The organism is Bradyrhizobium sp. 521_C7_N1_3 (assembly GCF_052075975.1).
In the GTDB taxonomy this organism is placed as follows: domain Bacteria; phylum Pseudomonadota; class Alphaproteobacteria; order Rhizobiales; family Xanthobacteraceae; genus Bradyrhizobium; species Bradyrhizobium japonicum.
Genome location: NZ_CP197232.1, coordinates 8634055 through 8659749 on the forward strand (window position 1 = coordinate 8634055; position 25695 = coordinate 8659749).

The following is a 25695-nucleotide window of genomic DNA, read 5'->3' on the forward strand; positions in this document are numbered from 1 at the left end:
CGCTGGCCGATTTTTTTTGCGCGCGACAGTGAGAGGGCACACCGACAAGACGTAGCAAATAGGGAAAGTCATTAGGATGATGAATCAACGTGTAGTCTATTCTCCAGAAGAGCTTGCCAGCTTCAAAGCAATTTTTGAGGATGCGATAGGGTCATTCTCACCCACTGTGCTCACGACCTCCAACCGTTTGCAGGTTGCGCAGAACATCCTCGCTCGTGCTGCGACCGGTGAGCGCAATCAGAACGAACTGCGGCGTGCGGCATTGGCATCAATTGCTTAGCAAGCCGACGGGTGTGGGTATCAAGCCGCCTTCAACTTGGAGTCCCTGCTCCTCGCCTGCACCTGCGCTAAATATTATTCGCATTCGAGTTCCTGGAACCATCCTGTCGCGAGCCCATTGGCTCACTGACACAATCACCTTTGGAGAAATGCTATTATGAAAACCTTCGCAATCACTCTGGTAGCCGCCGCAAGTACGCTTATTGTGACCGCCGCTTCAGCCGCCCCACTTTCCGCCAGCGTTTCGATTGCGCCGGAGAGCAACATTCAAAACGTTCGCATGGTCTGCAATGAAGATGGTCGCTGCTGGCGCGAACGCGGCGAACGCCATGTTATCATGCGCGACGGGCGCGATGCTTACGGATATGCTCCTCGCGAGCGTTACATCGAGCGGCGCGGCTATGACGACCGTGCCGGCGTCGGCTTCCGCGCTCCCGGCGTGAGCGTCGGAATCGGGACCGACCGCTACTGAGGGACGAAAGGATATCTATGAATGGCCGCGGAGTACTCCGCGGCCATTTTCATTGAGGCCATCTTCAAATGGCATAGATCGAACGCTTCACTCGGCGTCTGACGCGCAGTCTCGGTTAAACTTTGCCGCTACCCCTCGTGGCCAGTGGAGAGTATTCAGATGGCCAGGTCGAAGCACATCGAGCAGTTTCGCCGATCAAGTGAAGTCCAGAAGCACGATCGGTTCAAAAATTTGCGGGGACCAGGTCGTAAGAGCCTCTGCTGCCGCGGACGTACACCTTGGCAGCGGCGGCGCATATCAAGTCGCGATTGGAATCGAACGCGCGCAGAAAACCCGACTCGTCGTAACCGATATCTGGTTGAATTCGCTTCAGCGCATTTTCGTTGATGAAAAACGATGCCTCAATAGCGCTGTCGTGTCCGCAAAATCGTACGGCACGCCGCGTGCGGTCATATGACCGGCTATGGTTCGGAAACTCGATCATGTTGTCGGGGCCGATCAGTTGTCGGAGCACGAGACCTCCGTGCCGGCTGCACGCGATTTGCGTCGCGGCATATTCGATGGCGATAGCCGATCCTGTCTCCGACGCACTCGCGTGCAACCGGTCGATACGCTGACAAGATGTGCGGTAGCCAAAGCTTGGCGCGAAGGGAGGGAGTTTGGAGCGATCCGGTTGCGCCACCTTCCAAATGGCTATGCTGGAAGCGGATTACAACCCCGCTCGATCCTGTCGCAGCAAATAGTTGCGCCTGGCCTCGTTATTCTGCGGATCGGCACTATATCCTAGACATCACCGCCCGCCCCTCGGCTGTTATCGGTGACTGAGAGCATTGTGCTCCCGCCGCGACCTAGAGGCGGTTACTATGTCAAATATCTCCAAATTCAGCGTTCGCGAGTGGCTGGTGCCTCCGGTACTGCTGCCGATCTTCTTCGTGTTGCTGATCGCTGCTGCGATGCTCATTCAATGGTAACCCCCCACGGCGAGCCAGCGCAGTCGGCTCAAGCCGACGGCTCATTGCTGCCAGCCAAGCGAGTCCAATCGTCGATAGCTTGCAGGCTGAACATCCGGGCGGCAGACGCCCTGGATAGAGCCCACAAGATGCCGCCGGGAGACGAGCGTGCGGATGCGATGAAAATGGCTACGATCCTGGAGAACGCCGCTGAAATGCTCGAACATTTCGCGGCAGGGTCGGCGTGCCAGCAAAATGACGGTTGAGAGCTATGTTCTTCCCGCGCTCCACCGTTCAGGCCGAAACTCGGAGATCTAGGAAAACAGCACCTGGGCATGGATCGTAGGGGCACCGAGATGCTTGTCTCAGATCAATCGCTTGTTTCAGTCGCACCCGTTTTCCCGTGGATGCCCATCCGATGGTGCCCGATGTTTCACGCAGTCCGGCCGTCGTTCTCGTCGTAGAGGACGAGATGATGCTCCGCATGCGCGCGGTCGACATGGTGGAAGACGCCGGTTACACGCCGCTTGAAGCTCTGGATACCGACGAAGCCGTCGCAATCCTGGAATCCAGGTCCGACATCGCGCTCATGTGCACCGACATTCAGTTGCCCGGCAGCATGGACGGCCTAGGTCTTGCGCATACCGTGCATAACCGTTGGCCGGCGATCAAGATCATCCTGGTGTCGGGACAATTGAACCCATCGAGCATCGATCTTCCCCCCTGCAGCCGATTTTTTGGCAAACCACTCCAAGCCTGGCAAATCATAGCTGAGTTACGCAGCATGATTGGCCACGCCTGAATCTCGTCGTTCTTGGCGCCGGATGCCGCCAGAGGGAATGCTCGGCCGAAATCAAGTGCGGTACCCAGCCCAAGGTGATACAATTGCAAATGCTTGAAGTTGATCTCCGTACGGACAAGCGCCCCGGCGGCGCAGAATTCCACCAGGACTTTCTGGCGGCGGAGAATGTCAGCCTGCGGCTACTCCTGGCGCAGGCTGAGATCAATACGAGGAGCCTGCTTGCCAAGGCCGGTATCCATGCCAAAGAACGCGAGGCATCCGACAAGCTGCAGAAGCTGATCCTCGAAGAGCTGCACCACCGCATCAAGAACACGCTCGCGACCGTCGCCGCGATCGTCTCCCAGAGCCTGCGCAACCTGCAGGGGGTTGAGCACGCGCAGCGCGCCATCGAGGGCCGGCTCTTGGCACTCGGCCGGGCGCACGATCTCCTTCTGCAGGCAAAATGGTCCAGCGCCGATCTTGGCACGGTCGTTCGCAGCGCCATCGAAGCCTTCGACAATCCCGACGAATCGAAATTCTCGATCACGGGACCCGATATCCGGATGGCGTCGGGTGCCGTCATCGCCGTCGCGATGACGCTCAACGAGCTTTGCACGAATACCACCAAGTTTGGCGCCCTGTCGGTCCCGGAGGGACGCGTCGACATCATCTGGACGGTGGACCAAGCGATACAACGTTTGCACCTCACCTGGACCGAAAAGAATGGCCCGATCGTCCAGCCGCCCGCAAAGCGCAGCTTCGGAACACGGCTGATCGAAACCCTGGGCAAGCAGTTGCGGGGTGACGTGCAACTAACCTATGCGTCGACGGGGTTTTCGTACACGTTCGAAGCGCCGATAGCCGCACTGAGCACCCCGGCCACATAGCTCGTGCGCGACGTATCGCCTGAGTGGACTCCCTTTTCGGGCTTCGGGCCCCTAGGTCTTGAGCGATTTCACTTGTTCATCTGACGTCAGCCGGCAGACGAGCTCGCAATTGGGGCATTCGAAAGTTCGCAGGTCAGGATTTCCGTGGTCCGATTCGATCCGGGTCAGCGTCATGCGGCCTTGGCACTTCGGACAGCGCGGTCTTGCGATCGGAATAAGCGAGGGCTCGGGGCGTGCGAAGATTTCGGGCATGTGATGCTCCTTTGCGGGGGCGTCACCTGTAGTCGTGAAGCGAATCGGACGGCAAAGCACCAAGATCGCGCACCACCTGACCGGCCGCTGATCAATATTGCTCACATTTTCCGAGAAGTGATCGCAAGATCGATCGAGAAGACCGGCCCGCATTCGCGGCATTCGTAGACCGTGCGGCCTCGTTCAACCGCGTGCTTTCAAGCGCTGGCTCTGACTGAGCAATATTGCTCAGCAAGACATCCGGATGCGGATTAGCATTGGATCTCATCGTCGCATGTCGTGCGATAGCACCGCGTCGCTTATCGGCGCGGTGCTCGGTGTCATTGGTTACCTCGTGCCGAACCCGGGCTCGTCGTGATCATTCCGGTCATCGATAATGTCGCGGCCTTGGCTTTGGCGGGTCACTCCGAAAGCAGCTAGAGATGGTTCAACATCCACCGGAAACCCGCGCGCTGGCAGCGCTGCTCGCCCGGTATCGCCAACCCGATGACGCGCGCGGCATTTTCGAGCTGGTGATCACGGCAGTACCCTTTTCTGTCATCTGGGCTCTGATGCTCGTCGGCGTTGTCCGCGGCCATGGGATTGGCCTGCTGCTGGCCGTGCCCGCGGCAGGCCTGCTCGTTCGTCTCTTCATGATCCAGCATGACTGCGGCCATGGGTCTTTCTTTCGCAGCCGGCTTGCAAACGATTGGATCGGCCGAGCCATCGGCGTTTTCACTTTGACTCCCTACGATTATTGGCGGCGCAACCATGCGCGACATCACGCGAGTTCTGGCAATCTCGACCATAGAGGTTCGGGCGACATCGACACATTGACCGTGAGTGAGTTTGCCGCACGGTCTCGATGGCGCCAGATTCTCTATCGCCTGTACCGGCATCCGATCGTCATGTTTGGCGTGGGCCCGACATATCTGTTCATCTTGCGGCATCGATTGCCATTCGGGATGATGCGTAACGGCTGGCAGCCCTGGCTGAGCACAATGGGCACGAACGTCGCCATCGGGGTTCTGATCGCCGGCATGATCCGGCTGGTAGGCCCTGGGCCATTCCTGCTGGTGCATCTGCCGATCATGGTTCTGGCTGCGTCGATCGGCGTCTGGCTGTTCTATGTCCAGCACCAGTTCGAGAACACCTCATGGTCACGCGATGAAGCCTGGAGCTTTCACGAAACTGCGCTCTATGGCAGTTCGCACTATCACTTGCCGAGCGTCTTGCGCTGGTTCACCGCAAACATCGGCATCCACCATGTCCATCATCTATGCAGTCGAATTCCCTGCTATCGGCTGCCGGACGTGCTCCGGGATCATCCGGAACTCGCAAATGTGGGCCGAATCACCCTCGTCCAGAGCTTGCGATGTGTGTCGAAGGCCTTGTGGGACGAGAAGGAGCGACGGCTCATTTCGTTCCGAGACGCGGAAATAGGTCTGGTCGCGCGCCATAACGGACGCAGAGCAATGGTTCCCTTGCGGGTCCTGGAATTCGCCGCCTGGATTCGTGAACTTAACGATGGGTTCGCGCTTGGTTCATTGGAGAACCCGCTTGAGCCGCATGTTCAAACCCTTTGTGTTTCTGATCGCAGCCATCTACTTCCTGGTGGACGCGGTCTTTTTCACTCTCTTCAAACCTGTCTTTCGCCGGTTGGCGAACTGCTGGGTTTTCGAGCACGTGCGAGCGTGGATCGAGTCGCTTCGCCCGTATCCGGCTCTGGCACTGTTCCTCGTGCCGGTCATCTTGCTTGAACCGGTCAAGCCTCTTGCGGCCTACCTGACGGCGACCGGGCACATCGGTCGCGGATTTGCGCTCCTCATCGTCGGCGAGCTTCTCAAACTCCTGCTCATCGAGCGACTCTTCTGCGTCAACCGCGACAAGCTGATGTCAATTCCTGCTTTCGCCTGGTGCCACGACAGGTTTTGTCAAGGCCAGGACTGGGTCGCGTCCCTGCCGGCATGGCAACTCGTGCGCGGCTGGAGCTTCAATGCCAAGCACGCTGTTCAACGACATGCCCTGGAATTCAAGGCTGCGCAGAAGCGAAAGCGGCTTTCCTGGCGATCTTGATCCGTCTCTTCGGGGCGGTCGAACGGCAGGCATGGACTGCTGGGAGCTCAGATCGCAACCACATTTGCAGGCCGCGCTCTGTGCGCGCAGGAACGTCGCGTGATCCCGCCAGTTAGCTCTCCGAGACTTTCACCCCAGGGAGTATCCGCTATGGAGAACGATCGCGTTGCCGGTTCGGCGAAGGAGTTCGCCGGTAAGCTCGAGAGCACCGTCGGCGATATCGCCGGCGATGCAAAGAACCAGGCAGCAGGCCGCCTGCGCGAGGCGAAAGGCACCGCGCAGAACCTGTACGGCCAAGCCAAGCACGCCGCGCGCGACGTTACGGATGCCGCCGCCGACTACGCCAAGGACGCCTATGAGAACAGCGGCGAGACCTTCCGCGACGGCACACAAGCGATCGCCAGGAAGGTGCAGGATAATCCGCTCGGTTCGATGCTGATCGCCGGCGCGATCGGATTTGTGTTGGCGCAATGGCTGGCGCGCCCGACGCGGCGCGCACGATAGCGTTTGGGACGGGTGCAGCCGAACAATTGCTGGATTGGAGATTGAATCATGAGTGACGACACCCCGCTCGCCCCCTTCCCCCACGAAATGCTGGATCCTGCTTCAGAGCCGAAATCTCCTATCGCGGAAGTCTCCGACGCCGTGAAGGGGACGGCCAATCGGGTTGCGGGTGCGATAGAAGCGGGACGAAAGCCAGGAATGCCGCTGAGCATCCTGAGCAATATCGCGCGCGAAGCCCCTCTTGGCTCTCTGCTGGTCGCCTTCCTGCTGGGAGTTGCCATCGCCCGCCGTCGATGACGGCTTGCGCAGCTCGAGTAATGGTTCAATCGGAGAAAGCGGAACTCTAGGAGGCCGAAGCCGTTGCACCTAATGGCCGGCGTCCGTCGGCATAGATCGAATTTGAATTGGAAAATCAGATGAGAAAGTCATTAATCGTTTCTGCGGCCGTTGCGGCCCTATTGGCCACGACCGGGTTTGCGACAGCTCAAGGCGCCAATCAAGGAGCGGCGAAGGACTCTCCGACGGCCGCTTCGCCGAAAGGTGATATTGCGGCGCCGATGGATGCACCGGCGGCAAAGGGAGTCGAGAAGGCTACCCCAGGTGCTGGGTCAAAGGAGATGGCGCCCCAACATGTGCAGGGCAAGCCGGATGGGAAAACGACCGGTGACATGAAGGCCGATGGCAAGTCGAAGGCCTCGGAGTCAATGACGCCGGCCGCCACGAAGGACGTGAAGAATCCGACCGCCGACACGATGTCGCCTTCGGGCGGCAAGGCGGCGAGCGAGATGAAAGCCGAAAGCAAGACGAAATCGTCTGATTCGGCCGCGACCTCGAAGGACTTGAAGACTCCGACTGCCGAGACCAAGCCCTCGACCTCGGACAACAAGACGACCGGCAACGCAACCGCGGCGACAGTGGCGCCTCCCGCCGAGAAGCGCACCCAGATCAGTTCGGCGATGAAGCAAGAGAAGGTCGAGGAAGTTGCAAATGTGAACTTCAACCTCTCGATCGGAACGGCCGTCCCGGCGGGCGTCCGCTACTACCCGATGCCGGCACGTATCGTCGAGATCTATCCGGAATGGCGTGGATACGATTTCATCCTCGTGCACGGAAGGTACATCGTTCTTCGCCCGCGCACCCACGAGATCGTCTACATCATCGAAGGCTAGGCGACCACGCCAGGCGTATGACAGGCAGTTACGAGGGCGGCTCGAGAGCCGCCCTTGTTGTATGGGTCAACCAGACATGCGAACCTGCCCTGGCATCACTTGCGCCACGCCCTTCCGAAGATCTCGTCAGTTGTCGGCAAATTCAGATACATTTCCCGTCGGAATGCGATCGTCGCCATCAACCGAGCGAATCGTGAGCCCTTAACCCTCGTCGACCGGCGACATCATGGCGATCTTCATCGTCCGGCATAGTACAACGTACCGGTACGAGCGCGAGGTAAGGCTCGGCCGGCATCAGCTAATGGCACGTCCGCGGGACAGCTTCGATCAACGACTGATTGACTTCTCGCTCGATGTGACGCCGAAGCCCTCAGAGGTGAGATGGCTTCATGATGTCTTTGGGAATTGCGTCGCGCACATCGAATTTGACCGCGCGAGCGATTACTTGCGATTCGACTGTGAAATCAAGGTTGACCACACTCCGGAGAACGCCCCGGACTTCAGGATTGAGGATTACGCGACGGACCATCCATTCACGTATCATGACGAAGAGGCGCCTGACCTGGCACCTTATGTTCAGAGATGGTTCTCCGACCCGGAAGATCATGTTGGCCGCTGGCTGGACACCTTTCTCACGCGGGGGACGAAACGTCCGACGGGCCAGCTCCTGATGACCCTCAATGAAGCAATCTCGGATGGCTTCGCATATGACCGCCGCACGGCGCCAGGAACTCAAATTCCCTCCACCACACTTGAACTGAGGAAAGGCACCTGCAGGGACTTTGCCGTTTTGATGATTGAAGCCGCACGCAGTCTGGGCTTCGCCGCGCGCTTTATCACGGGCTACATCTACGTACCGGATCGCGATGGACCTACCTGGCTGGGTGGGGGAGCCACTCATGCCTGGTGCCAAATTTACGTCCCCGGTTCGGGTTGGGTCGAGTTCGATCCGACCAACGGCATCGTCGGAAACCGGGACTTAATTCGCGTCGCGGTGGCCAGAATCCCGAGCCAGGCCATTCCCCTGTTCGGCACCTATTGGGGAAGTCGCGAGGACGAGCTTGGGATGAATGTGGAGGTCAACGTCAAAACGGCGTCGGCTCTATCGTAGCTGCTGTGATGACGTGGCTGGAACACAAGTACCACCAGGGCGTTGGGGTTCGCGCCGCGCTGTGTCGCGAGTGTAGGGTGAGCACACACAAGATCGAAGCAGTCGAGCAGCCTTCTCGACTTTGGAGGACGCCGAGTGAAGATCCGGGTCGGCTATGAGATGATCTACGAGTTTCCGCAGCCCACACCCATGATCATGGTCCTGGGCGTTCATTTTACCCGGGCTTCCGACGTTATCGTGCCTGACTATCTGACCACTGATCCTCCGGTGGCGATCAACCCATACCGCGATGGCTTCGGTAACTGGTGCAGCCGTATCGTTGCTCCAGCCGGTCGACTGCGGCTGGCGGCTGATGGCATCATTCGCGACACGGGCTTGCCGGACGCCACCGTGCCCTCGGCTTCCCAACACGCGGTCGAGGACTTGCCGGCAGAGACGATCGTGTATCTTCTCGGCAGTCGCTATTGCGAAACCGACCAGCTATCCGACACCGCGTGGAAGCTCTTCGAGAAGCAGCCGCCCGGATGGGCGCGCGTTCAGGCGATCTGCGATTTCGTCCACAATCACATTCAATTCGGCTACGAGCACGCGCGCGCCACCAAGACCTCCCGGGAAGTGTACCACGAGGGCAAGGGCGTTTGTCGCGACTTTGCGCATCTGGCCATTACGTTCTGCCGCTGCATGAACATTCCGGCAAGGTACTGCACCGGCTATTTGGGCGACATCGCCATGCCGCCCCCCTATGCCCCAGGAGACTTCGCCGGATGGTTCGAGGCCTACATTGGCGGACGTTGGTACGCGTTCGATCCGCGCAACAACGTGCCACGGATTGGACGCATCCTGATTGCCCAGGGACGTGACGCTGCTGACGTTCCGATTACGCAGACCTTCGGGCCCAACACCCTGGTGAGCTTTAAGGTGTGGACCGACGAGATCACTTCCTAGCAACGCGACTTGCGGCTTTCCTGGAACGAATGTCGGCGGCGTTGCTTGGTAACGGGCGACCGGATGCAAGTGCCCCCACGCATCCGATGAAATGACGGCCCCAGCGCGCCCCCACGCCCTGGGGCCGTTCCTTTAGGAAAGCCCTTCTGGTCTGCTCTCTGGGCCTGGGCTTCTCGCCCAAATCAGCACTTCACCGTTTCGAAACCGAGATCGCCGTCAGCCAGTCACTTTCGGGGCGCCGTTGGGCTTCTTCGGTATCAGCCATTTCCTCATCTCAGCGGCAAAGCCAAGTTGCTCGGCTTTTCTGATGGCTTCGAATCGCATCGCTCCAGGCGGCAACTGCCTTGCTTGCGCCAGAGCCTCGGATGCCCGGGTAGCCCAATCGTGACGATCCAGATCGTTCCACGGCAGCGTTTTCATTTCATCGTCCTCACTGTGGCACTCGAAAGCCAGCACCGGTCGCCGCGTCGCGCGAGGTGTTAGGGGTCCTGGCCTCTGACCCGAGCACGCTCGCCCCCTGCGGAATAAAGGTAGCGGCACTATCGAACTCTCTCTCACCGATCGGCGCCCACGGCCGGTGCGATCGCAGCAGTATGGACCCGGCAGCGCCGCACGCTGGTCAATATTGCTCACGACAGGGAGTTCGACGGGATCATCGCAGTCCGCGGCAATGCTCTTTGCACGATGCTGGACGCCAAACGATGCAAACTATCGTGCAAGTTTATTTGGACCCTGGGCTCGTTGTCCGGACCTTTGATCCCCATATCTATTTGAGTCTGATCACCCCATCGGGGTTTGTTCGGAAGGGGCCGCGACTTTCAACGAAAGGGGCCCGGCATGTTTAGATCTCAGCAATCTCGGGCGAGAGAAGCCAAGCACGGCGAACTGGCCGAGCACCCGCCCGATCCGGATGAGAACCGCTCGTACGGTGCAGCCCTTGCGGCCCAAGAAGAAAGTGTTTTGCGGTGTCTGGGCGCGGCCATCATCATACGATGGAACGCCCTGCCGACGACGCTGCAACGGCCGATCTTCGACACTGCGGGGTCGGTCGGCAAGTTACTGGCGACATCGGCGCTCCGCAGCCAAATCGCCCGGTTTCTTCACAACCACAAGGATGATGCCGGTCGCGGCAAATTACCGGTGACAGAAGACTCGCCTGCCGATGCAAGATCAAGTGCCCTGGCGCTGTCGCGATGGGACAACGAGGGAGGAACAGTCCACGACTGCCCGCCGATCTAGATGGACGCCGATAACAGGAGGACTCCCATGTCGCTTACACAGTTTCGGGTCGATGACGGACCACACGTCATGGATGGACTAAGGCTTCTCGCTCAGGATGGAAATGATTGCGTGGAAGCGTTTATTGGGCGGAAGGTGATGGACGTCTGGGCGGACTCCATCGAGCATGGTGGTGGGCGACAAAGCCTGTTTCGCGATCAATACAATGCGCTTGGCAGACTGAACCTTGCCGCACTTCAGCGGATCGTGAGCGCGAAATACCAGCGAGGCGCGGTATTCAACCGACAGCATCCCTTCGTCGAGGTTCTATTCTCCGACATTGCGGACAGCGGGGAGGCGCTGGATCTGAGTCAACTGGTTCGAGAGACGTTGCCACCGGCATTTCACAGGATGGCCTGAGTCTCTGATTCCGAGAATGCTGCGACGTTGGCAGCGTCGCCGCGGAACCCTCTCAAGCCTGGGCCGTTCCAGACTTGCAACAGTCGTCAAGAGTATTGAGGAGCCACCGGTGCGAATACTTATGGTCGAGGACGATCCACTTGTCCGCGAATTGGTGGTCGACGCTCTGCGCGAGGAAGGCTACGAGGTCTTTCACGCCTCCAATGGTGAGCAAGCGCTGGCATTGTGCAAGAGGCAGATCGCGGACGTTCTGGTCACCGACATCAGGCTGCCCGGCGGAGTTGACGGGTGGCAGATCGCCGAACGTTGTCGGGAGCATGATCCCCAGCTGCAGGTGATCTACGCGACCGGCTTCTCGCCCGTCGAGGCCCGTCCGGTGCCTGGCAGTCTCACCTTGCACAAGCCTACCAACCCGACCGCATCGTCGAAGCGGTCAGACAAATGGGAAAAGAAAGACGACCTCCTTCCATCAGCTGACGGCGCTCCTTGCGGTCCGTCGATCGCCAATAGCTGACTTGCAGACATCTGCGGTGTGGCTTCCGCTTCGCCAAGGAAATCATTCAATGCGCGCAAATCTGCCCATAGGCTCTACGTCCGCGAATGCTCAACCAGGCGGCAATTGGTTCGCCCGGCTGGCAGTTGCGACCTCGCGCATTTCCGGCCGACCGACGACCTTTCTGCTGGCAGTTGCCGTCGTACTCGTGTGGGCGATCACAGGTCCCTTATTCGGCTTCAGCGATACCTGGCAGCTCGTCATCAACACGGGCACGACAATCGTGACGTTCCTGATGGTCTTTCTGATCCAGGCAACGCAGAACCGCGACACGCTGGCCTTGCAGTTGAAACTCGACGAATTGATCCTGGCGACCAAGGCCGCAAGCAACCGCATTGCGGGCATCGAGGAGGCGTCGGATGAAGAAATCAAGCAAGCGAAAGTCGAGATGCTCGAGCGCGCCGGCTGATCCGGATCGGCTCGCAGGACCGGACATCTCCACTGCATTCAGGCCTCGCAAACCGGACCGCGGCCCGGCGACGTTGGAGGAACTGCACGATAAAGGGCGATTCAGGGAGTCCTGATGGCAGGCACAATCAAACGAAATAACGTTCGCGTTCGCGGCGCCGGCCACCGGACGATGATCTTCGCACACGGCTTCGGGTGCGACCAGAACATGTGGCGCTTTGTGGCTCCCGCGTTCGAAAAGGATTTCATGACCGTTGTGTTCGACCACGTCGGCGCCGGCGGCTCCGACCTCTCGGCCTACGACAGCGCCAAATATTCGACCCTGTCCGGCTACGCCAAAGACGTGGTCGAAATCGGCACGGAGCTCGGATTGAAGGATACTGTCTTCGTAGGACATTCCGTCAGCAGCATGATCGGCGTGCTGGCCGCCCGACAAGCCCCCGGGATGTTCGGCAAGCTCGTGCTCATCGGTCCGTCACCCCGTTACATCGACGACGACGGATACGTTGGTGGGTTCAGCGCTCAGCAGATCGAGGAATTGCTCAGGTTTCTCGACTCGAACCACATGGGTTGGTCGATGCAGATGGCGCCGATGATCATGGGCAATCCCGATCGACCGGAACTGGGTCAGGAGCTAACCAATAGCTTCTGCAGCGCGGATCCCGAAATCGCCAAAGCGTTCGCCCGGGTGACCTTCACCTCCGACAACCGCGAAGACCTCGCGGAGGTCTCCCTTCCGACCCTCGTTCTCCAGTGCAGCGAGGATATTATCGCCCCTCCGGAGGTCGGCGAGTTTGTCGCCCGCAATATTCCCAACAGCCGGATGATAGTCCTGGACGCGACCGGGCATTGCCCAAATCTGAGCGCGCCGGAAGAGGTCGTCGCGGCGATGCGACCTTTTGTCTAGTGCGCGCCTCCGATCCCCAGTTCAAGGACATGATCGACAATGCGCCCTGCGGTTACGTCACCCTGCAGCCGAACGGCCGGATCGAGTACGTCAACCTCACCTTCCTGGAATGGAGCGGACATACGGCGCCACAGATGATCGGGAAGCGCTTCAGCGATTTCCTGACCATGCCGGGCCGCATCTATTACGAAACCCATATCGCGCCGCTGCTCCGAATGCAGGGATCCTTCGACGAATTCGCCATCGACGTGTTGACCGCCGCCGGTACGCCGCTGCAGATGATCGCCAACGCGAACGAGCGCCGCGATCCGGAAGGAAGGCTGCTGCTCATCCGTCTAGCCCTGATCAAGGCGACGGATCGGCGGCGCTACGAGCACGAGCTTCTGGCCGCCCGAGAATTGGCGATTGGCGCCGAGAAGGCGACGCAAGAACTGCTGCGGCTCGAGCACGAAACCTCCGAGTTGCGCGAACAGTTCATCGCCGTGCTCGGTCACGATCTTCGCAATCCTCTCGCCTCCATTAGCGCCGGCGCGAGAATTCTCGACCGAACCGTCCATAGCGAAAAGGAACACCAGATCATCGCCATGATGCAGACCACGGTCATGCGAATGGCCTCGATGATCGACAACGTTCTCGACTTCGCGCGCGGTCGGCTGGGCGGCGGCATTACCCTGGAACGCGATGCAAGAGCGCCGCTCGAACCTGCCCTTGCCCAGGTGGTCGACGAACTGAGACTGGCCTCACCCGGCCGGGTCATCGAGACCGAATTTGCCATCCACGAGCCGGTGAACTGCGATCGCATCCGCATCGGCCAGCTCCTCTCCAACCTTCTCGGCAACGCGGTGACGCACGGGGCAACCGACAAACCCATCGTCGTTCACGCCGAGACGCGAAAGGGATCGTTCGAACTCTGGGTAGCCAATGCGGGTGAGGCGATTCCGGAAACGGTGATGGAGAAGTTGTTCGAACCGTTCTTCCGCGGCAAAGCTCGTGCGAGCAAGCAGGGGCTTGGATTGGGGCTCTACATCGCCTCTCAGATCGCAAAGGCCCATGGGGGCGCTTTGACCGTCGCATCGAACTCCGCTGGAACCCGCTTCACCTTCTCTATGCCTCTTTCGTAGCCTGCCAGCACTGGCCGTGCCCCGCCGGCGGTACGTCCTCAATCCATCACCAAGACGCTGCGATTATCCTTCGAGGACGTGCCCCAAAGCCTTTAGCGGACGGACGCGATCGCTGACGATCTTCAGAATGGCCAGCATTGGAACGGCCAGGATCGCGCCAGGCACCCCCCACATCCAGAACCAGAACACCAGCGACAGGATGATCAGCACGGGGTTCAGGGTGAAGCGTCGCGCAAGCAGCATGGGAGTCAGGGTCTCGCCCTCGGCGAGGTGGATGCAGAAGTAAAGAATCGCCGGCAGCAAGGCCCACCACAAGCTGTCGAAACTCAACATTCCGGCGAGCAGGAAGATGACGGTTCCCAACAACGGCCCCAGAATTGGAACGTAGTTGAGCAGGAAAGCAGCGGCTCCCCACAACAAGGGATCTCCAAGCCCGCAGAGGTACATCGCAGCCGCCGTCGCTATTCCCACCGCAGCATTCATGGCCGTGATCGTGAGCAGATAGGCCGATATGTCCGCTTCGATCTGCTGGAAGATGTCCACGGCCTGCCTCTTGTCGGCAAAATTCGGCAGCACCTCGACGATGCGTCGCAGAAAAATGTCGCCTGCGACCAGAAGGAAATAGAGCACCAGAACCGTCGTGAACAGGCCGTCGAGCACGGCGCGCGTTCCGGCAAAGAGCACGCCGGTCAGACCGAGATCGCGGCGAACCGAAACGGTGGGCTCCTTTTTCCCGGGAGAGTCCGCGACGTGCTCCGCCTGCTGGACAACCTTTTGCAGCGCTTCGATCGGGCGCTTCAGGACGACCAGATGAGTTTCCAGGCGCGGTAAGCCGTCCGGCAACTTCTCCGCCCACGACGCGGCGGGTACTGACAAGGCTGCCACGAAGCCCACGAGCGCTCCCACGACCAGCAGGATCGCCAAGAGCGCGCCGACGGCACGGGGTAGGCCGATACGCTCGAGAAGATCCACGGCAGGTTGCAGAATGAGTTGCAACACGAAGGCGAGCACCACGGGCAATATGATCGAGCTTGCCACGTACACGGCCGCTAGGACGGCCAGTGTCAACAGGCTACCGAGAAAGAACGTCTGCGGACTGGACGGCAGCGGCATCTCGACATTGTCGACCGCCTGCGTTGGCAGGGCCTCCGATTCCGACGCGCCGGCGTCCTGCCCTGGCGACGAGGGGGACTCCTCCGGCAACATCGAAAGCGAAACCAAGGCGTTTCCTCCATCCTCCACGCAAATCTGTCCTGCCGGAGCCCGGACCCAGCCAGGTAGCCCTGCGCGGTCATGGCGAGCGGTACGCGCCAGCGCATCGCCGCATCCGATGGACTAGTGCAGGGTCTCGGCAGCGGCTTCGTCGATAGCCGCCATTAGATCTCGCGTGGCAGATTGCTGGATCATATGTCCGGCTCCGGCAATGCGGTGCAGCTTGCTCTGCTTGACCTCGTCATGCAGCCTGGCCGATTGCTCATCGATATCGATCAAACGATCATCCTCGCCCGCGAGTATGATCGTCGGCATGTCGAGTTCGCCGTAGGTCTTCGAGGAAGCAAATGCAGCGGGAACCATCAACGTCGATTCCGCCGCACTGGCGCGGAGCTGTGATGGCCGGACGGCCATTTCCTTCGGAAAGCCGGCGAATTTGCCGGGGACTGGTTGCGGGCCAAACACCTTGCGCAACATTGCCGGCCACATCAATCGACCCAGGATCGGTGAGACAGTGTAGCTGATGATATCGCCAAGCGCGGGTGTAGCGGATAGAGATGAGGCCACTGCGTCGGCTCGCGCGGTCGGAAAATAGTATCCCGATGCCAGCACCAGCGCTTCGACGAAGGAAGGATGCCTTATCGCCAGCGCAACCGCGACCGACGCCCCCCACGAATGCCCGAGTACGATGGCTCGCTGAACGCCCAGCCCATCAAATGCCTTCCTGAACAGGTCCGCCTGTGCCTCCGGCGTCCAAACCACGTTTCGCGGCCGCAGGCTATGCCCGAATCCCGGTCGGTCGAACACGATCACCCGGTAATTCTCGGCTGCCAGATCGATCAGGCCGCTCGACTCGAAATCTTGGATCATGCTGCCATTGCCGTGGAAGAGAACCAGCGGCCGGCCATTGCCGCGCTCCACATAGTGCAGCCGAACCCCGTCGACGTCGATGAACCGACCCCGTGGCGGGTTATCACGCTGCGCTTTATCGGCAAGATGCCGGTTCGCGATCGCCGTCGCCGCCACAAGGGTAGCGGCCCCAGCAAAGGCGGCGATGGCGGGATATCGCCTGAAGGCGGCCAGACAATCGGATAGGAATGCGGAAGAACGTGTTTGCGAAAAAGCCATGTGCAACACCTCAAGTGGTCTGCACGACGCCTCACGCCAATGAGAAATGTTGCAGGTTATGCTCAACGGGGACGAGCGAGCTTTCGTTCCACGCGATAGATCGCAGCTTTGGGAACATAGAGACCTCGGTCCCGTTCAACATTGTTACTCTTCCCAAGGAGTGACTGGTCCAATGACTAACAACAAGAATCCAACTGAGAAGCAGCCCGGCGAGAATCCGGATGGCAAGTACCATTTCAATCCCGGAAACATGGCAGGGAAAACGCCGGGGGATGCCGAGCAGACTGACGAAAATCGTGGCACGCCGCATGAGAAGGAAAAGCCAGCCGGTTAGCAGTGGTCGATGAGACCGCCAGCTGGCTGCGTTGCTGCGCCGACAGGAACAGATGCTGTGAGCAATTTTGCTCAGACTCAGACTGACGATCGTTTCATACTATCTTTGCCGTGCGGAGTGAGGCGGCGCGAATGATCGAAGCGTTTGTTCGCCAGATCGACACCACGAGGCGTGCCAGTCCTGTTGGCTGGCGACGCTACCGCTTAATGGGACATGGAGCTCAAACTACCAAGCGAGAGGCTGCGCCATGCAAGACGTCGAGAAACGTGTCATCGGCAAGGTGATGTGGCGGCTCATTCCGTTCCTGATCCTGTGTTACTTCGTGGCTTATCTCGACCGGGTCAATGTCAGCTTTGCCAAGCTGCACATGAACGAGGCGCTCGGCTTGAGTGAAGCAGCCTTTGGATTGGGCGCAGGCCTGTTCTTCGTCGGTTATTTTCTGTTTGAAGTACCGTCCAACATCTTTCTGGAGAAGGTCGGCGCGCGCGTGTGGATCGCCCGCATCATGATCACGTGGGGGATCGTCTCGGCGGCCTTCGCGTTCATCCCATCGATATCGGCGGCGACCGGAATTCCGACGACGGGCGTCTTCTACTCGCTCCGTCTGCTGCTCGGCGCCTGCGAGGCAGGCTTCTTTCCGGGCATCATCTTCTATTTGACCCTGTGGTTCCCGGCGGTTTACCGCGCCAGGGTCATCAGCCTGTTCATGCTGGCGATCCCGATATCATCCATCATCGGATCGCCAATCTCCGGGATGCTGCTAGGCCTGACCGGCTGGGGACTGGACGGCTGGCAGTGGCTGTTCATTCTCGAGGCGCTGCCATCGGTTCTGGTGGGCATCGGCGTCCTGATCTACCTGACCGATTTGCCGCGCCAGGCGCGTTGGCTGCAACGGGATGAAATTGCGTGGCTGGAGAACGTGCAGGCGACCGAGAAGCTGAACAAGGAAAAGGTCGAGCACCTGTCCCTGGGGCAGGCGCTCACGGATCCGCGCATTCTCATGTGCGCGTTGGTGTATTTCTGCCTGAATGCCGCAAGCTACGGAGTGGCGTTCTTCCTGCCGACCATCATCAAGGGGTTTGGCGTCAGCGATACCCAGACCGGATTGCTTGCGGCGCTGCCCTTTGTCTTCGGCGCCGTGGGCATGGTGCTGCTCGGTCGTCATTCGGATCGGACCATGGAACGAAAGGGTCACGTCGCGGTGGCACTGCTCATGGCCGCGATTGGAATCGGATTGGCAGGGTTCGTCTCAAACGCCGTCGTCGTCATGGCGCTGCTTTGTTTTGCACAGATCGGCGTCTCCGCGGTACCCCCGATGTTCTGGCCGCTGCCGGCGAGTTTCCTGACGGGCGCATCGGCCGCCGCCGGCATTGCCGCGATCAACTCGCTCGGAAATCTTTCGGGTTTCGCCGGTCCCTACGCGATGGGCTATCTGAAGGATCTGACCGGCAACTTTACCGCCGGCCTTCTCCTGCTGGCGGGGTGCGCGCTGGCGGGCGCGATCGTTGTCGTGATGTTGCGGATTGATGCAAGGCGCGAGCATTTGTCGGGTGAGATCGCGATGGCGCACTAATGCGCGAATCGTCATACGCCCCTAAAATGAGGGACGTCTTCGTTCGGCAGCGGTGAAAGCGTGCCGAACGAAGTGGAGCGAGCCTGCAGCCGACATGTTGAGATAACGGACGCCGCCGCATTCGGTCGGGCCGCGCCCCGCTCACTCACGCTGCTTCGTCTTGCTCAGCGTCCAGGTTGATGACGGCTTTCGCAAGCTTGGTCAGCGCGGCGTCAGTTGCACGTTCCTGGTCGAGGGTCTGCTGGAGCAACTTGACCGACTTGGTGTAACCGAGTTCCTCGGCCCAGGTACGAAGCGTGCCGTAGCGGCTCATCTCGTAGTGTTCGACGGCCTGCGCAGCGGCGAGCAACCCGGCATCGTGGGCGGGCATGCCCTCGTACTCGTCCATGATCTCCTGCCCTTCCTTCGCGATACCCACGATGGCATCACAGGTCTTGCCCTGGGGCTTCTTGTCGATTTCGGCGAACACCTGCTCCAGGCGCTCGATCTGACCTTCGGTCTCGCCAAGGTGTTTCTCGAAAGCGGCCTTGAGGTCGGCATGCTGCGCAGCCTTCATCATTTTCGGCAGGGTCGCGAGAATCTTCTTCTCGGCGAAATAGACGTCCTTGAGAGTGTCGTGAAACAGGTCTTCGAGCTTCTTCATTTTCGCCATGGTCCATCTCCGCGATGTGGGGGGATTGTGTAAGGCAATCCCGCGCGTCCGGCTAAGTTCCTCAAGCGTCAGTTGACGAGTCGTCGCAACCTCCGGCGCGATACGCGACCGCGTTCCCGGCAACTGAAGCGCTACCTAGCCGCCGCGGAACTCCACTTACGCTGCGGCGCGAGGAACTAACGCGGCGACGAGAGATTGGGCTCCCACCTGAACACTGGAGAAAACTATGAAACGTTCACTTCTGCTCATTTGCATTGGATTATTGGCGGCCACCACGGCTTCGGCGCAAAATCCGCCCGCGCAGTCGGGGCCGAACAACAGCGCCGTCAATAGCCCCGGTCAAAACAACTCCAACGCTCCCGTCGCCGGTCGTAACAGTTTCACCGAAGGACAAGCCAAGTCGAAGATCGAGGATGCCGGCTACACCAACGTCACAGAGTTGAAGAAGGACGACAATGGTGTCTGGCGCGGCAAGGCGAGCAAGAGCGGCTCAGTCGCTGCGGTCAGCGTCGATTTTCAGGGCAACGTCAATAGCGCCAAGTAATAGCGCGAAGTAAGGAAGGCTCAGCATGACCGTTACAATTTCTCGTCTTTACGACAACCACAATGATGCCCAGCAGGCTGTTCGACGCCTGGAAGCCGCAGGCGTGCCGCACTCGGACATCAGCATCGTCGCCAACAATTCAGACAGCTGGTTCAACACCGACAAGAAGGTGGACCGCGACGGCGATGGGGTCGACGATCGCGCCGAGGGTGCCGGGACAGGCGCCGGCATTGGTGCGGGCGTGGGTGGCACGGCCGGCCTTCTTGCCGGGCTCGGCCTGCTGGCGATCCCCGGCCTCGGGCCCGTTGTCGCAGCCGGCTGGCTGGCCGCGACGGCGGTCGGCGCAGCCGCAGGTGCAGCTACCGGCGGAATTGTCGGAGCGCTGACGCAGGCTGGCGTTTCGGAAGAGGACGCGCACTCCTATGCCGAGGGCGTCCGTCGTGGCGGCACGCTGGTGTCGGCACGCGTGGCCGATGCAGACCAGTCTCGCTTCGATGCAATATTGAACGAGTCGGCCATCAACCTGCGTGACCGCAGCGCTGCCTGGCAAAAGGCCGGGTGGAAATCATTCGATCCGGCCAGCAAGCCCTACGGCGCCGAGGAGATTCGCAAGGAGCGGCAGCAATACGGTGGCACGCTTCGCTAGGCAACATTCAAAGGCCCGCTCCGGCGGGCCTTTTCTTTCGACCTACGTGGAGAAACTCTTTCGAAGCAAAACCCCTGGAATGGATCTCAGATCGATGGAGCCGGAACGAAAAGCCCGGCCGCGAGGGCCGGGCTGATCGGAAGTATGATTTCAAGTCAGGCAATTCAAGAATAGAGCGCGGGTAGACTGCGCTGTCTGTTCAAATAGGCACACAACGCGGGCGGGGGCATGCGGCACATCTGTGCCCATCCGAGTTGGGCCTCCACACGCCGAATGAGCAATTTGGTACAGCCGCCCAGCGATCGACATGCTTGGCTTCCTCAAGCTATCTCGATCCTCTCAGTCAAAGGCGACATCATGGACATCTCCCGGGAGACAAAGGCGACCGCGCGCTCCGTTCTGTGGGGTGCTGTGGCTGGGGCGATGGCCCTGGCGATCGTTGGCTTCAGCTGGGGCGGCTGGGTGACCGGTGGGTCCGCAGAGACCCTCGCTGCAAGCCGCGCTGCGACGGCCGTCGTCGCAGCTCTCACACCCATCTGCGTTGAAAAGTTTCGACAGACCGCTGATGCCTCGGCGAACCTGACCGAAATGAAGAAGGCGACCTATGTATCGGAACAAGGCAAGTTCGTCGAAAAGGGAGGTTGGGCCACGATGCCGGGAAGCACCGAGCCAAACTCGGCCGTTGCACGGGCTTGTGCCGAATCGCTCGGCCGCGAAAAAGCGGTGGAGCAACGCGGATAGCCGGCGAACCTGCGCAGGGCGCGATCTGCGCAGTATTTCGGGATGTCCATACCTGGCCCGCCCTTGCGGGCCGGAATTCCCTGATGTGATTTCCGTTCCCGCTCTCCCGCGCTGCGCCTTCCACGAAGCGGACATTCTGCTAATATTACGGGGCACTACACCTAGGGAATGAGAGCGTCCATTTGGCCAAGCCCGCGAAGGACAAGTTTGATCCCAAGACCTTCCTCGCCAAGGTTGGGGCAGGAAAATCGATCTCAAAGCTTGGCAAGGGTCAGAACGTGTTCGTGCAGGGAGATGTCGCGGACGCGGTTTTCTACATTCAAAAAGGAAAGATCAAGCTCACGGTCGTTTCCGACCAGGGCAAGGAAGCCGTCGTCGGGATGTTGGAGCCGGGACAATTCTTTGGTGAAGGTTGTCTCAACGGCCAGCCATTGCGTATCGCGACGACTACGGCAATGGAAGACAGCATCATCACTAGAATATCGAAACTGGCAATGATTTCAGCGCTCGAAGGCAGGCCCAAGTTCTCCCAATTGTTCATGGCGTACCTGCTCACGCGCAATAGCCGAATCGAAGAAGATCTGATCGACCAACTATTCAACTCCAGCGAAAAACGTCTGGCGCGGCTGTTGCTTCTGCTCGCGAATTTCGGCAAGGAAACCAGCCCGCAGCCTATTGGGGTCAAGATCAGTCAGGAAACACTTGCCGAAATGATCGGCGCGACCCGATCGCGGGTTAGTTTCTTCATGAATAAATTCCGCAGGCTTGGCTTCATCAGCTACAATGGAAAAATCGAGGTCCATAGCTCGCTCCTGAACGCCGTTCTGATTGAGAAGTCGGAGCTGGGCCGGAAGGACTGACCGGCGCGCGACCGGTCGATTGATCGACTGCAGATGCGTGGCATCGCCATTTGGAGGTCGGGCACGTCGGCCCCCTCGCCGGTCTTTGGCATTCGCCCTCTCGCTGGATCGCTGCGATGCTGATCGCGATCCAGTATGGTTGTCATTTGGTATGATCGCGGCAGCATCGCTGCCGAGCGCGATCGAGATCGAGATCAAGCCGAGGGAAGTCGCTTCAAGGTCGATCAAGCAAGGTGATGCGCTGAATGCATTCAGCATACAGATCACGCATCGAGACGATTCCGCCGAACGAACACGGCGAGGACGGTCGGCCGACGTTTCAATTCGAAGGCACCTCAGACCGGTCTTACCTCGCGTGCCCGGCATCAGGGCGCGTGAGCAGGTGGGGACCAACAAGTGGCGCGTCGAAGAGTGAGCAAAATTGCACAGCGACCGCGAGCTGGATGTGATCGGATGACGCCGGGCGTCGCGGGCCGCCCCCGCGCCGTTCGGGCGGCCCGAGATCTCGACCAGTGCCGAACTCGGGCCGCTCTTGTTTGGCTTGGCGCAGGAGCGCGAGAAGCAGGACGGACCGCTGAAGCGTGATCGATCATGGAAGCGCGCGATCTGTAATGAAATTGGTGGCCGCAGATCCGCGGAACCTGAAAGGTCGATATGACGCTAAAGATCAAAGAGCATACCTGCCCTGGATGCAGCGGAACGGGCTTCGCTCCGACGATGCAGCCGGTGGAACCGGGCCGAAAGATCTACCCAGCGAAATGCCAGTCATGCAAAGGCAAGGGCAGGATCACGGACGCCGACTAAGGCAAGGCTCATTCCTATCCGCTCGCGGCGCGTATGTCGGAGTGCGCAGGCCGGCCGGCGCGGGCCGATCACGGAAATTGATTCCGCCAAGCCTCGTTCTTCCGCTCACATGCGCTGCCTGGCACCACCGCGCCCCTCAGCCGTTATCGGTGTACAAGATGGAAGCAAAGCGGATGTCGTCCGATAAGATATCGATGCCGGTTTGGAATGAAAAGCACTTGCGTGCTGCGACCGACGCCGCCGGCGTGGCCTTGTGGGCCTGGAACGTGGATACGGACGCCATTACGATGGACGAACGCGCCTACGACCTGTGGGACGTTGCGAAGAACGAAAAACACATCACATTCGAGATCCTGTCCAGGAACATCCATCCTGCCGATCTGGAACGGGTCAGGTCTGCGTTTGCCGCTACTCGCGCAATAGTAGGCGCTTACGAGATTGACTTTCGCATCTTGTTCGACGGCGACATCCGTTGGATCTCCGCGCGCGGGCAAGGCGACGATGCGGACATTGCCGATCGAACCATGTTTGGCATCTTCCTCGATGTTACCCAACGCAAGCAAGCCGAAGAAGCAAACGAGTTGCTGGCCGGTGAGATGAGCCATCGCGTGAAGAACCTTCTGACTATCGCGACCGCGCTTACTCAATTTACATCGCGTTCGGCCGCAACCAAAGAAGACATGGCCCACGAGCTAACAAATCGGCTGATGGCCTTGGGGCCTGCACAGGATCTCATTCGCCCCATACCGGGAAGGAAGAGCGAAGGAGCGCTTCTTGGTGACCTGGTCTCCATCTTGCTCGCGCCTTACGACGAAAGAGAGGCGAGCGTCCGCATTCGCGTTTCGGTGCCCAAGATGAAAGTCGGCGAAATGTCGAGCACAACGCTCGCTCTTGTGCTGCACGAACTGGCAACGAACTCGGCGAAATACGGTTCGCTATCGCTGGCAAGCGGCACCTTGGACGTGTCGTGCAATGCCCATGGCGACGAAGTCGTCGTGACCTGGACCGAGCGGGGTGGCCCGCCTCTTAAGGCTCCCGCAATGCTCAATGGCTTTGGAAGCAAATTGGTGCAGCGGAGCATGGCGGCCCAGCTCGGTGGCTCCATCGCATTCGACTGGTCGGAAGAGGGGCTGGTCGTTACGCTGATCATGAGCAAAGATCGCCTGGCAAGGTGAGGAACCTTGAGATCTTCGTATAGTAGCGGCCGGCGCAACGCGGAGCCTTGAAGACGGAGATCAGGTCCGCGTTCCAGAGTGGCCGGCCCTTCCGGGAGACTGCATGAGGGGGCCTCGCACAATGCCCATCGGCTCGACGTCTGCGGCCAGCGCCTGCGCCTAACCCGGCAATATGCCCGAAAGGCCTGAGCCCGTGACGCTGCGGACATGCCGCTTCCCTTTGAAAACTTCAAGGACGGGCGACTTCATATCGGTGCATCCGAGCAACCTCGTTGGAATCCGCGCGCCCGCTGAAAAGCTCAATTCAAGGTCGACCAAGCAAGAGATGCGCATGAATATGTTCGAGATTACGATCGCACGCATCGAGGTGATTCTGCCGAATGAACGTGGCGAGGACATTCGCCTGACGTTTCAGTTCGAAAGCCGTCAGACCAGTTTTACCTTGCCAATTTTCCTGAAGTCTTGCGAATTCGACGATACCGAGATCGTCAGGGTAGCCCGAAGCCAATTACACGACGTTTTCGCGCAGCTTTGCAGCCAGTGCGAGGATTGGCAGCTGACAGAGGACGAGCGTCGCGAGCTCGCAAGGATAAGCGTGCGGCCTGGCGTCAAGGCGCAGGAGTAGCTCGGGAACAAAAGCAGCTATTGAACTGGATGTATGCTCCTGAGATCAGCTGGCCGCGCCCTAGCATTTCATCGCGTTTATGAGCTCGGAAATCTCGATCGTTGCGAAATTTGAGAATGTGTCGGACACGGCATATGGCAGGATGATCTGGTTGTTGTGCCGCATCCCGCCGCACGTATAAACGACGTTAGGGACGTATCCTTCACGCTCGGATGGTTCAGGCCGCAATAGCGGCTCGCGCGAACGTGCCAGCACCTTGGATGGGTCGTGCTTGTCGAGCAGCGCCGCACCGATTGAGTATTTGCGGACCGGGCCGACACCGTGCGTCAGCAGCAGCCAACCCTCATCGAGTTCGATCGGCGACCCGCAATTGCCGATCTGGACGAACTCCCAGGGAAACTGCGGTTTCAAAATGGCTTGACCGCCATCCCACGTGTGGAGGTCGTCTGAATAGATTAGATACAGGTTCTCATTGTCCTGCCTCGCGATCATGGCATACTGGCCGCCGATCTTGCGCGGGAACAGTGCCATGCCCTTGTTCCGAGCCGCAGCCCCTCGCAGGGGCGCCAGTCGAAACGACGTGAAATCACTGGTCTCGATTAATTCGGAGCGGATGGCTCGACCGCTGTAAGCGGTATAGGTCGCGTAATACGTCTTTCGATCGCCGTCGCTGAATTCGACAAAGCGCGCGTCCTCTATGCCGTTCGATTGGGATTCTGTGACGGGAAAGATGACGCGCTCGGTCAGGTCTTCTTCGGGCTTGAAAATCAGCTCGACACGCTCGCCGTCCGGCCCCGATATGCGATGGCAAATCCTCGGAATCGACGCGAGCCGAGCCGTCGGATCAACAGCCAGACTGCCGTCAGCCGCGATGGTCCCGGTTCGAAACGTCAGTGACGATACATGCCCTTCGCCTATGGCACGGAGACTGAGGATGAAGCGCACGCCGCCCTTCGGCGCTCCCGATTGATCGGGGTGCGCCACGATGCTCGGATTGAACAAGGCAGAGGCTTCGAATGAATACTCATTGAGGAAATAGGCGCCGACCAGCTGGCGCTGCTTCTTTGAGAAGACGCCATGCGTCGCGAAAGCGTCCTCCATTTCGTCCGCGCGGGCCTCGAATCTTTCCAACAGGTTGCGATGCCGCCCCTTGAAATTGTCCAGGACGTCCGCGAGCTGAGCGGCAACGGCTTCCTGATCGAGTGCGAGAACTCGCTCGACGATATGATTTGCGCGCATCTTGTCGGTGGGGTTGAGATCGCGCGGTTCAGTCGCCGGCTTGAATGGCCGCACGATAACTCGCGCGGGATCGGGACGCAGATGAAGCGCCTGCCGGTTCAGGAAGGTAGCTTGTGACACGGTATCCTCA

Annotated in this window: 30 protein-coding genes and 1 pseudogene; 25 read left to right on the forward strand and 6 right to left on the reverse strand. The window is 59.7% G+C overall.

What is annotated here, in order from left to right; translation table 11 throughout:
* Positions 1 to 76: 76 nt before the first annotated feature.
* A complete protein-coding gene (locus AB7008_RS40685; protein WP_125459137.1) occupies positions 77 to 280 on the forward strand; it encodes a hypothetical protein in 204 nt (67 codons plus the stop codon).
* A gap of 156 nt (positions 281 to 436) precedes the next feature.
* Positions 437 to 751, forward strand: coding sequence for a hypothetical protein (locus AB7008_RS40690; protein ID WP_039153444.1), 315 nt, complete (start codon positions 437 to 439; stop codon positions 749 to 751).
* Positions 752 to 974: 223 nt separating this feature from the next.
* Here the strand turns inward: AB7008_RS40690 and AB7008_RS40695 are convergent, their stop codons facing one another.
* Positions 975 to 1265: a DUF1488 domain-containing protein gene (locus tag AB7008_RS40695; RefSeq protein ID WP_441260613.1), complete on the reverse strand. Its 291-nt coding sequence runs from the start codon at positions 1263 to 1265 to the stop codon at positions 975 to 977.
* 854 nt (positions 1266 to 2119) lie between these two features.
* Here AB7008_RS40695 and AB7008_RS40700 point away from each other — a divergent pair.
* The 9 genes and pseudogenes from AB7008_RS40700 (at position 2120) to AB7008_RS40740 (ending at position 9405) form a co-directional block, all read left to right on the forward strand.
* On the forward strand, positions 2120 to 2503 hold the full coding sequence (locus AB7008_RS40700; protein ID WP_039153449.1) for a response regulator: 384 nt from the start codon (positions 2120 to 2122) through the stop codon (positions 2501 to 2503).
* Between the two features lie 89 nt (positions 2504 to 2592).
* Positions 2593 to 3369: a sensor histidine kinase gene (locus AB7008_RS40705; protein WP_248879799.1), complete on the forward strand. Its 777-nt coding sequence runs from the start codon at positions 2593 to 2595 to the stop codon at positions 3367 to 3369.
* Positions 3370 to 4043: 674 nt separating this feature from the next.
* Positions 4044 to 5042: pseudogene (locus AB7008_RS40710) on the forward strand (fatty acid desaturase); the annotation flags it as partial.
* A gap of 298 nt (positions 5043 to 5340) precedes the next feature.
* On the forward strand, positions 5341 to 5676 hold the full coding sequence (locus tag AB7008_RS40715; RefSeq protein WP_248879800.1) for a hypothetical protein: 336 nt from the start codon (positions 5341 to 5343) through the stop codon (positions 5674 to 5676).
* A gap of 150 nt (positions 5677 to 5826) precedes the next feature.
* A complete protein-coding gene (locus tag AB7008_RS40720; RefSeq protein ID WP_248879801.1) occupies positions 5827 to 6180 on the forward strand; it encodes a CsbD family protein in 354 nt (117 codons plus the stop codon).
* Positions 6181 to 6228: 48 nt separating this feature from the next.
* Positions 6229 to 6477: a hypothetical protein gene (locus AB7008_RS40725; protein ID WP_441260614.1), complete on the forward strand. Its 249-nt coding sequence runs from the start codon at positions 6229 to 6231 to the stop codon at positions 6475 to 6477.
* A gap of 320 nt (positions 6478 to 6797) precedes the next feature.
* The gene (locus AB7008_RS40730; protein ID WP_248879803.1) at positions 6798 to 7349 is read left to right on the forward strand and encodes a DUF1236 domain-containing protein; all 552 of its coding nucleotides are present in this window, start codon (positions 6798 to 6800) and stop codon (positions 7347 to 7349) included.
* Positions 7350 to 7575: 226 nt separating this feature from the next.
* Positions 7576 to 8460 (forward strand): transglutaminase family protein, encoded by an 885-nt coding sequence (locus tag AB7008_RS40735; protein WP_248879804.1) that lies wholly within the window; start codon positions 7576 to 7578, stop codon positions 8458 to 8460.
* Between the two features lie 135 nt (positions 8461 to 8595).
* A complete protein-coding gene (locus tag AB7008_RS40740; RefSeq protein WP_248879805.1) occupies positions 8596 to 9405 on the forward strand; it encodes a transglutaminase-like domain-containing protein in 810 nt (269 codons plus the stop codon).
* 216 nt (positions 9406 to 9621) lie between these two features.
* On the opposite strand, the gene AB7008_RS40745 is transcribed toward AB7008_RS40740, so the two are convergent.
* Positions 9622 to 9825 carry a hypothetical protein gene (locus tag AB7008_RS40745; protein ID WP_228749543.1) on the reverse strand — a complete coding sequence of 68 codons (204 nt, stop codon included), beginning with the start codon at positions 9823 to 9825 and terminating at the stop codon, positions 9622 to 9624.
* A 417-nt stretch (positions 9826 to 10242) separates the two neighbouring features.
* Here AB7008_RS40745 and AB7008_RS40750 point away from each other — a divergent pair, with 417 nt between their 5' ends.
* The 6 genes from AB7008_RS40750 (at position 10243) to AB7008_RS40775 (ending at position 14032) form a co-directional block, all read left to right on the forward strand.
* Positions 10243 to 10644 (forward strand): hypothetical protein, encoded by a 402-nt coding sequence (locus AB7008_RS40750; protein WP_248879806.1) that lies wholly within the window; start codon positions 10243 to 10245, stop codon positions 10642 to 10644.
* Positions 10645 to 10671: 27 nt separating this feature from the next.
* Complete coding sequence (locus AB7008_RS40755; protein ID WP_038959677.1) at positions 10672 to 11043, forward strand: hypothetical protein; 372 nt, start codon at positions 10672 to 10674, stop codon at positions 11041 to 11043.
* A 121-nt stretch (positions 11044 to 11164) separates the two neighbouring features.
* A complete protein-coding gene (locus tag AB7008_RS40760; protein ID WP_441260615.1) occupies positions 11165 to 11557 on the forward strand; it encodes a response regulator in 393 nt (130 codons plus the stop codon).
* A gap of 49 nt (positions 11558 to 11606) precedes the next feature.
* A complete protein-coding gene (locus tag AB7008_RS40765; protein ID WP_248879807.1) occupies positions 11607 to 12005 on the forward strand; it encodes a low affinity iron permease family protein in 399 nt (132 codons plus the stop codon).
* 114 nt (positions 12006 to 12119) lie between these two features.
* On the forward strand, positions 12120 to 12911 hold the full coding sequence (locus tag AB7008_RS40770; RefSeq protein ID WP_248879808.1) for an alpha/beta fold hydrolase: 792 nt from the start codon (positions 12120 to 12122) through the stop codon (positions 12909 to 12911).
* A gap of 29 nt (positions 12912 to 12940) precedes the next feature.
* Positions 12941 to 14032: a PAS domain-containing sensor histidine kinase gene (locus AB7008_RS40775; protein WP_248879809.1), complete on the forward strand. Its 1092-nt coding sequence runs from the start codon at positions 12941 to 12943 to the stop codon at positions 14030 to 14032.
* A gap of 63 nt (positions 14033 to 14095) precedes the next feature.
* Here the strand turns inward: AB7008_RS40775 and AB7008_RS40780 are convergent, their stop codons facing one another.
* Both AB7008_RS40780 and AB7008_RS40785 read right to left on the reverse strand, forming a co-directional pair.
* Positions 14096 to 15274: an AI-2E family transporter gene (locus AB7008_RS40780; RefSeq protein WP_014493217.1), complete on the reverse strand. Its 1179-nt coding sequence runs from the start codon at positions 15272 to 15274 to the stop codon at positions 14096 to 14098.
* Between the two features lie 93 nt (positions 15275 to 15367).
* On the reverse strand, positions 15368 to 16372 hold the full coding sequence (locus tag AB7008_RS40785) for an alpha/beta fold hydrolase (RefSeq protein WP_039157866.1): 1005 nt from the start codon (positions 16370 to 16372) through the stop codon (positions 15368 to 15370).
* 172 nt (positions 16373 to 16544) lie between these two features.
* Here AB7008_RS40785 and AB7008_RS40790 point away from each other — a divergent pair, with 172 nt between their 5' ends.
* Together AB7008_RS40790 and AB7008_RS40795 are read left to right on the forward strand one after the other, a co-directional pair.
* A complete protein-coding gene (locus tag AB7008_RS40790; protein ID WP_014493214.1) occupies positions 16545 to 16706 on the forward strand; it encodes a hypothetical protein in 162 nt (53 codons plus the stop codon).
* A 247-nt stretch (positions 16707 to 16953) separates the two neighbouring features.
* Entirely contained in the window at positions 16954 to 18279 is a 1326-nt protein-coding gene (locus AB7008_RS40795; protein WP_014493213.1) for an MFS transporter, read from the forward strand.
* Between the two features lie 145 nt (positions 18280 to 18424).
* On the opposite strand, the gene AB7008_RS40800 is transcribed toward AB7008_RS40795, so the two are convergent.
* On the reverse strand, positions 18425 to 18931 hold the full coding sequence (locus AB7008_RS40800) for a YciE/YciF ferroxidase family protein (protein ID WP_039153471.1): 507 nt from the start codon (positions 18929 to 18931) through the stop codon (positions 18425 to 18427).
* 226 nt (positions 18932 to 19157) lie between these two features.
* Here AB7008_RS40800 and AB7008_RS40805 point away from each other — a divergent pair, with 226 nt between their 5' ends.
* The 6 genes from AB7008_RS40805 (at position 19158) to AB7008_RS40830 (ending at position 24326) form a co-directional block, all read left to right on the forward strand.
* The gene (locus tag AB7008_RS40805) at positions 19158 to 19475 is read left to right on the forward strand and encodes a hypothetical protein (protein ID WP_014493211.1); all 318 of its coding nucleotides are present in this window, start codon (positions 19158 to 19160) and stop codon (positions 19473 to 19475) included.
* A 25-nt stretch (positions 19476 to 19500) separates the two neighbouring features.
* Positions 19501 to 20121, forward strand: coding sequence for a general stress protein (locus AB7008_RS40810; RefSeq protein ID WP_248879810.1), 621 nt, complete (start codon positions 19501 to 19503; stop codon positions 20119 to 20121).
* A 357-nt stretch (positions 20122 to 20478) separates the two neighbouring features.
* Positions 20479 to 20862: a hypothetical protein gene (locus AB7008_RS40815; RefSeq protein ID WP_014493209.1), complete on the forward strand. Its 384-nt coding sequence runs from the start codon at positions 20479 to 20481 to the stop codon at positions 20860 to 20862.
* Positions 20863 to 21044: 182 nt separating this feature from the next.
* Positions 21045 to 21722, forward strand: coding sequence for a Crp/Fnr family transcriptional regulator (locus tag AB7008_RS40820; RefSeq protein ID WP_038959688.1), 678 nt, complete (start codon positions 21045 to 21047; stop codon positions 21720 to 21722).
* 977 nt (positions 21723 to 22699) lie between these two features.
* Positions 22700 to 23701, forward strand: a complete 1002-nt coding sequence (locus tag AB7008_RS40825; RefSeq protein WP_248879811.1) for a sensor histidine kinase — start codon at positions 22700 to 22702, stop codon at positions 23699 to 23701.
* Positions 23702 to 24032: 331 nt separating this feature from the next.
* Entirely contained in the window at positions 24033 to 24326 is a 294-nt protein-coding gene (locus tag AB7008_RS40830; protein ID WP_225895068.1) for a hypothetical protein, read from the forward strand.
* A 60-nt stretch (positions 24327 to 24386) separates the two neighbouring features.
* Here the strand turns inward: AB7008_RS40830 and AB7008_RS40835 are convergent, their stop codons facing one another.
* A complete protein-coding gene (locus AB7008_RS40835; RefSeq protein WP_014493205.1) occupies positions 24387 to 25685 on the reverse strand; it encodes a glycoside hydrolase family 130 protein in 1299 nt (432 codons plus the stop codon).
* Positions 25686 to 25695 lie beyond the last annotated feature (10 nt).

Excerpts from the sequence above, each read along its gene's own strand:
- AB7008_RS40730 (WP_248879803.1), top strand. The coding sequence starts at position 6,798 with ATGGCGCCCCAACATGTGCAGGGCAAGCCGGATGGGAAAACGACCGGT.
- AB7008_RS40745 (WP_228749543.1), bottom strand. The coding sequence starts at position 9,825 with ATGAAAACGCTGCCGTGGAACGATCTGGATCGTCACGATTGGGCTACC.
- AB7008_RS40750 (WP_248879806.1), top strand. The coding sequence starts at position 10,243 with ATGTTTAGATCTCAGCAATCTCGGGCGAGAGAAGCCAAGCACGGCGAA.
- AB7008_RS40775 (WP_248879809.1), top strand. The coding sequence starts at position 12,941 with ATGATCGACAATGCGCCCTGCGGTTACGTCACCCTGCAGCCGAACGGC.
- AB7008_RS40810 (WP_248879810.1), top strand. The coding sequence starts at position 19,501 with ATGACCGTTACAATTTCTCGTCTTTACGACAACCACAATGATGCCCAG.
- AB7008_RS40755 (WP_038959677.1), top strand. The coding sequence starts at position 10,672 with ATGTCGCTTACACAGTTTCGGGTCGATGACGGACCACACGTCATGGAT.
- AB7008_RS40705 (WP_248879799.1), top strand. The coding sequence starts at position 2,593 with ATGCTTGAAGTTGATCTCCGTACGGACAAGCGCCCCGGCGGCGCAGAA.
- AB7008_RS40785 (WP_039157866.1), bottom strand. The coding sequence starts at position 16,372 with ATGGCTTTTTCGCAAACACGTTCTTCCGCATTCCTATCCGATTGTCTG.
- AB7008_RS40790 (WP_014493214.1), top strand. The coding sequence starts at position 16,545 with ATGACTAACAACAAGAATCCAACTGAGAAGCAGCCCGGCGAGAATCCG.
- AB7008_RS40830 (WP_225895068.1), top strand. The coding sequence starts at position 24,033 with ATGAATATGTTCGAGATTACGATCGCACGCATCGAGGTGATTCTGCCG.
- AB7008_RS40685 (WP_125459137.1), top strand. The coding sequence starts at position 77 with ATGATGAATCAACGTGTAGTCTATTCTCCAGAAGAGCTTGCCAGCTTC.
- AB7008_RS40815 (WP_014493209.1), top strand. The coding sequence starts at position 20,479 with ATGGACATCTCCCGGGAGACAAAGGCGACCGCGCGCTCCGTTCTGTGG.
- AB7008_RS40700 (WP_039153449.1), top strand. The coding sequence starts at position 2,120 with ATGGTGCCCGATGTTTCACGCAGTCCGGCCGTCGTTCTCGTCGTAGAG.
- AB7008_RS40760 (WP_441260615.1), top strand. The coding sequence starts at position 11,165 with ATGGTCGAGGACGATCCACTTGTCCGCGAATTGGTGGTCGACGCTCTG.
- AB7008_RS40795 (WP_014493213.1), top strand. The coding sequence starts at position 16,954 with ATGCAAGACGTCGAGAAACGTGTCATCGGCAAGGTGATGTGGCGGCTC.
- AB7008_RS40725 (WP_441260614.1), top strand. The coding sequence starts at position 6,229 with ATGAGTGACGACACCCCGCTCGCCCCCTTCCCCCACGAAATGCTGGAT.
- AB7008_RS40735 (WP_248879804.1), top strand. The coding sequence starts at position 7,576 with ATGGCGATCTTCATCGTCCGGCATAGTACAACGTACCGGTACGAGCGC.
- AB7008_RS40800 (WP_039153471.1), bottom strand. The coding sequence starts at position 18,931 with ATGGCGAAAATGAAGAAGCTCGAAGACCTGTTTCACGACACTCTCAAG.
- AB7008_RS40825 (WP_248879811.1), top strand. The coding sequence starts at position 22,700 with ATGTCGTCCGATAAGATATCGATGCCGGTTTGGAATGAAAAGCACTTG.
- AB7008_RS40805 (WP_014493211.1), top strand. The coding sequence starts at position 19,158 with ATGAAACGTTCACTTCTGCTCATTTGCATTGGATTATTGGCGGCCACC.
- AB7008_RS40690 (WP_039153444.1), top strand. The coding sequence starts at position 437 with ATGAAAACCTTCGCAATCACTCTGGTAGCCGCCGCAAGTACGCTTATT.
- AB7008_RS40770 (WP_248879808.1), top strand. The coding sequence starts at position 12,120 with ATGGCAGGCACAATCAAACGAAATAACGTTCGCGTTCGCGGCGCCGGC.
- AB7008_RS40720 (WP_248879801.1), top strand. The coding sequence starts at position 5,827 with ATGGAGAACGATCGCGTTGCCGGTTCGGCGAAGGAGTTCGCCGGTAAG.
- AB7008_RS40765 (WP_248879807.1), top strand. The coding sequence starts at position 11,607 with ATGCGCGCAAATCTGCCCATAGGCTCTACGTCCGCGAATGCTCAACCA.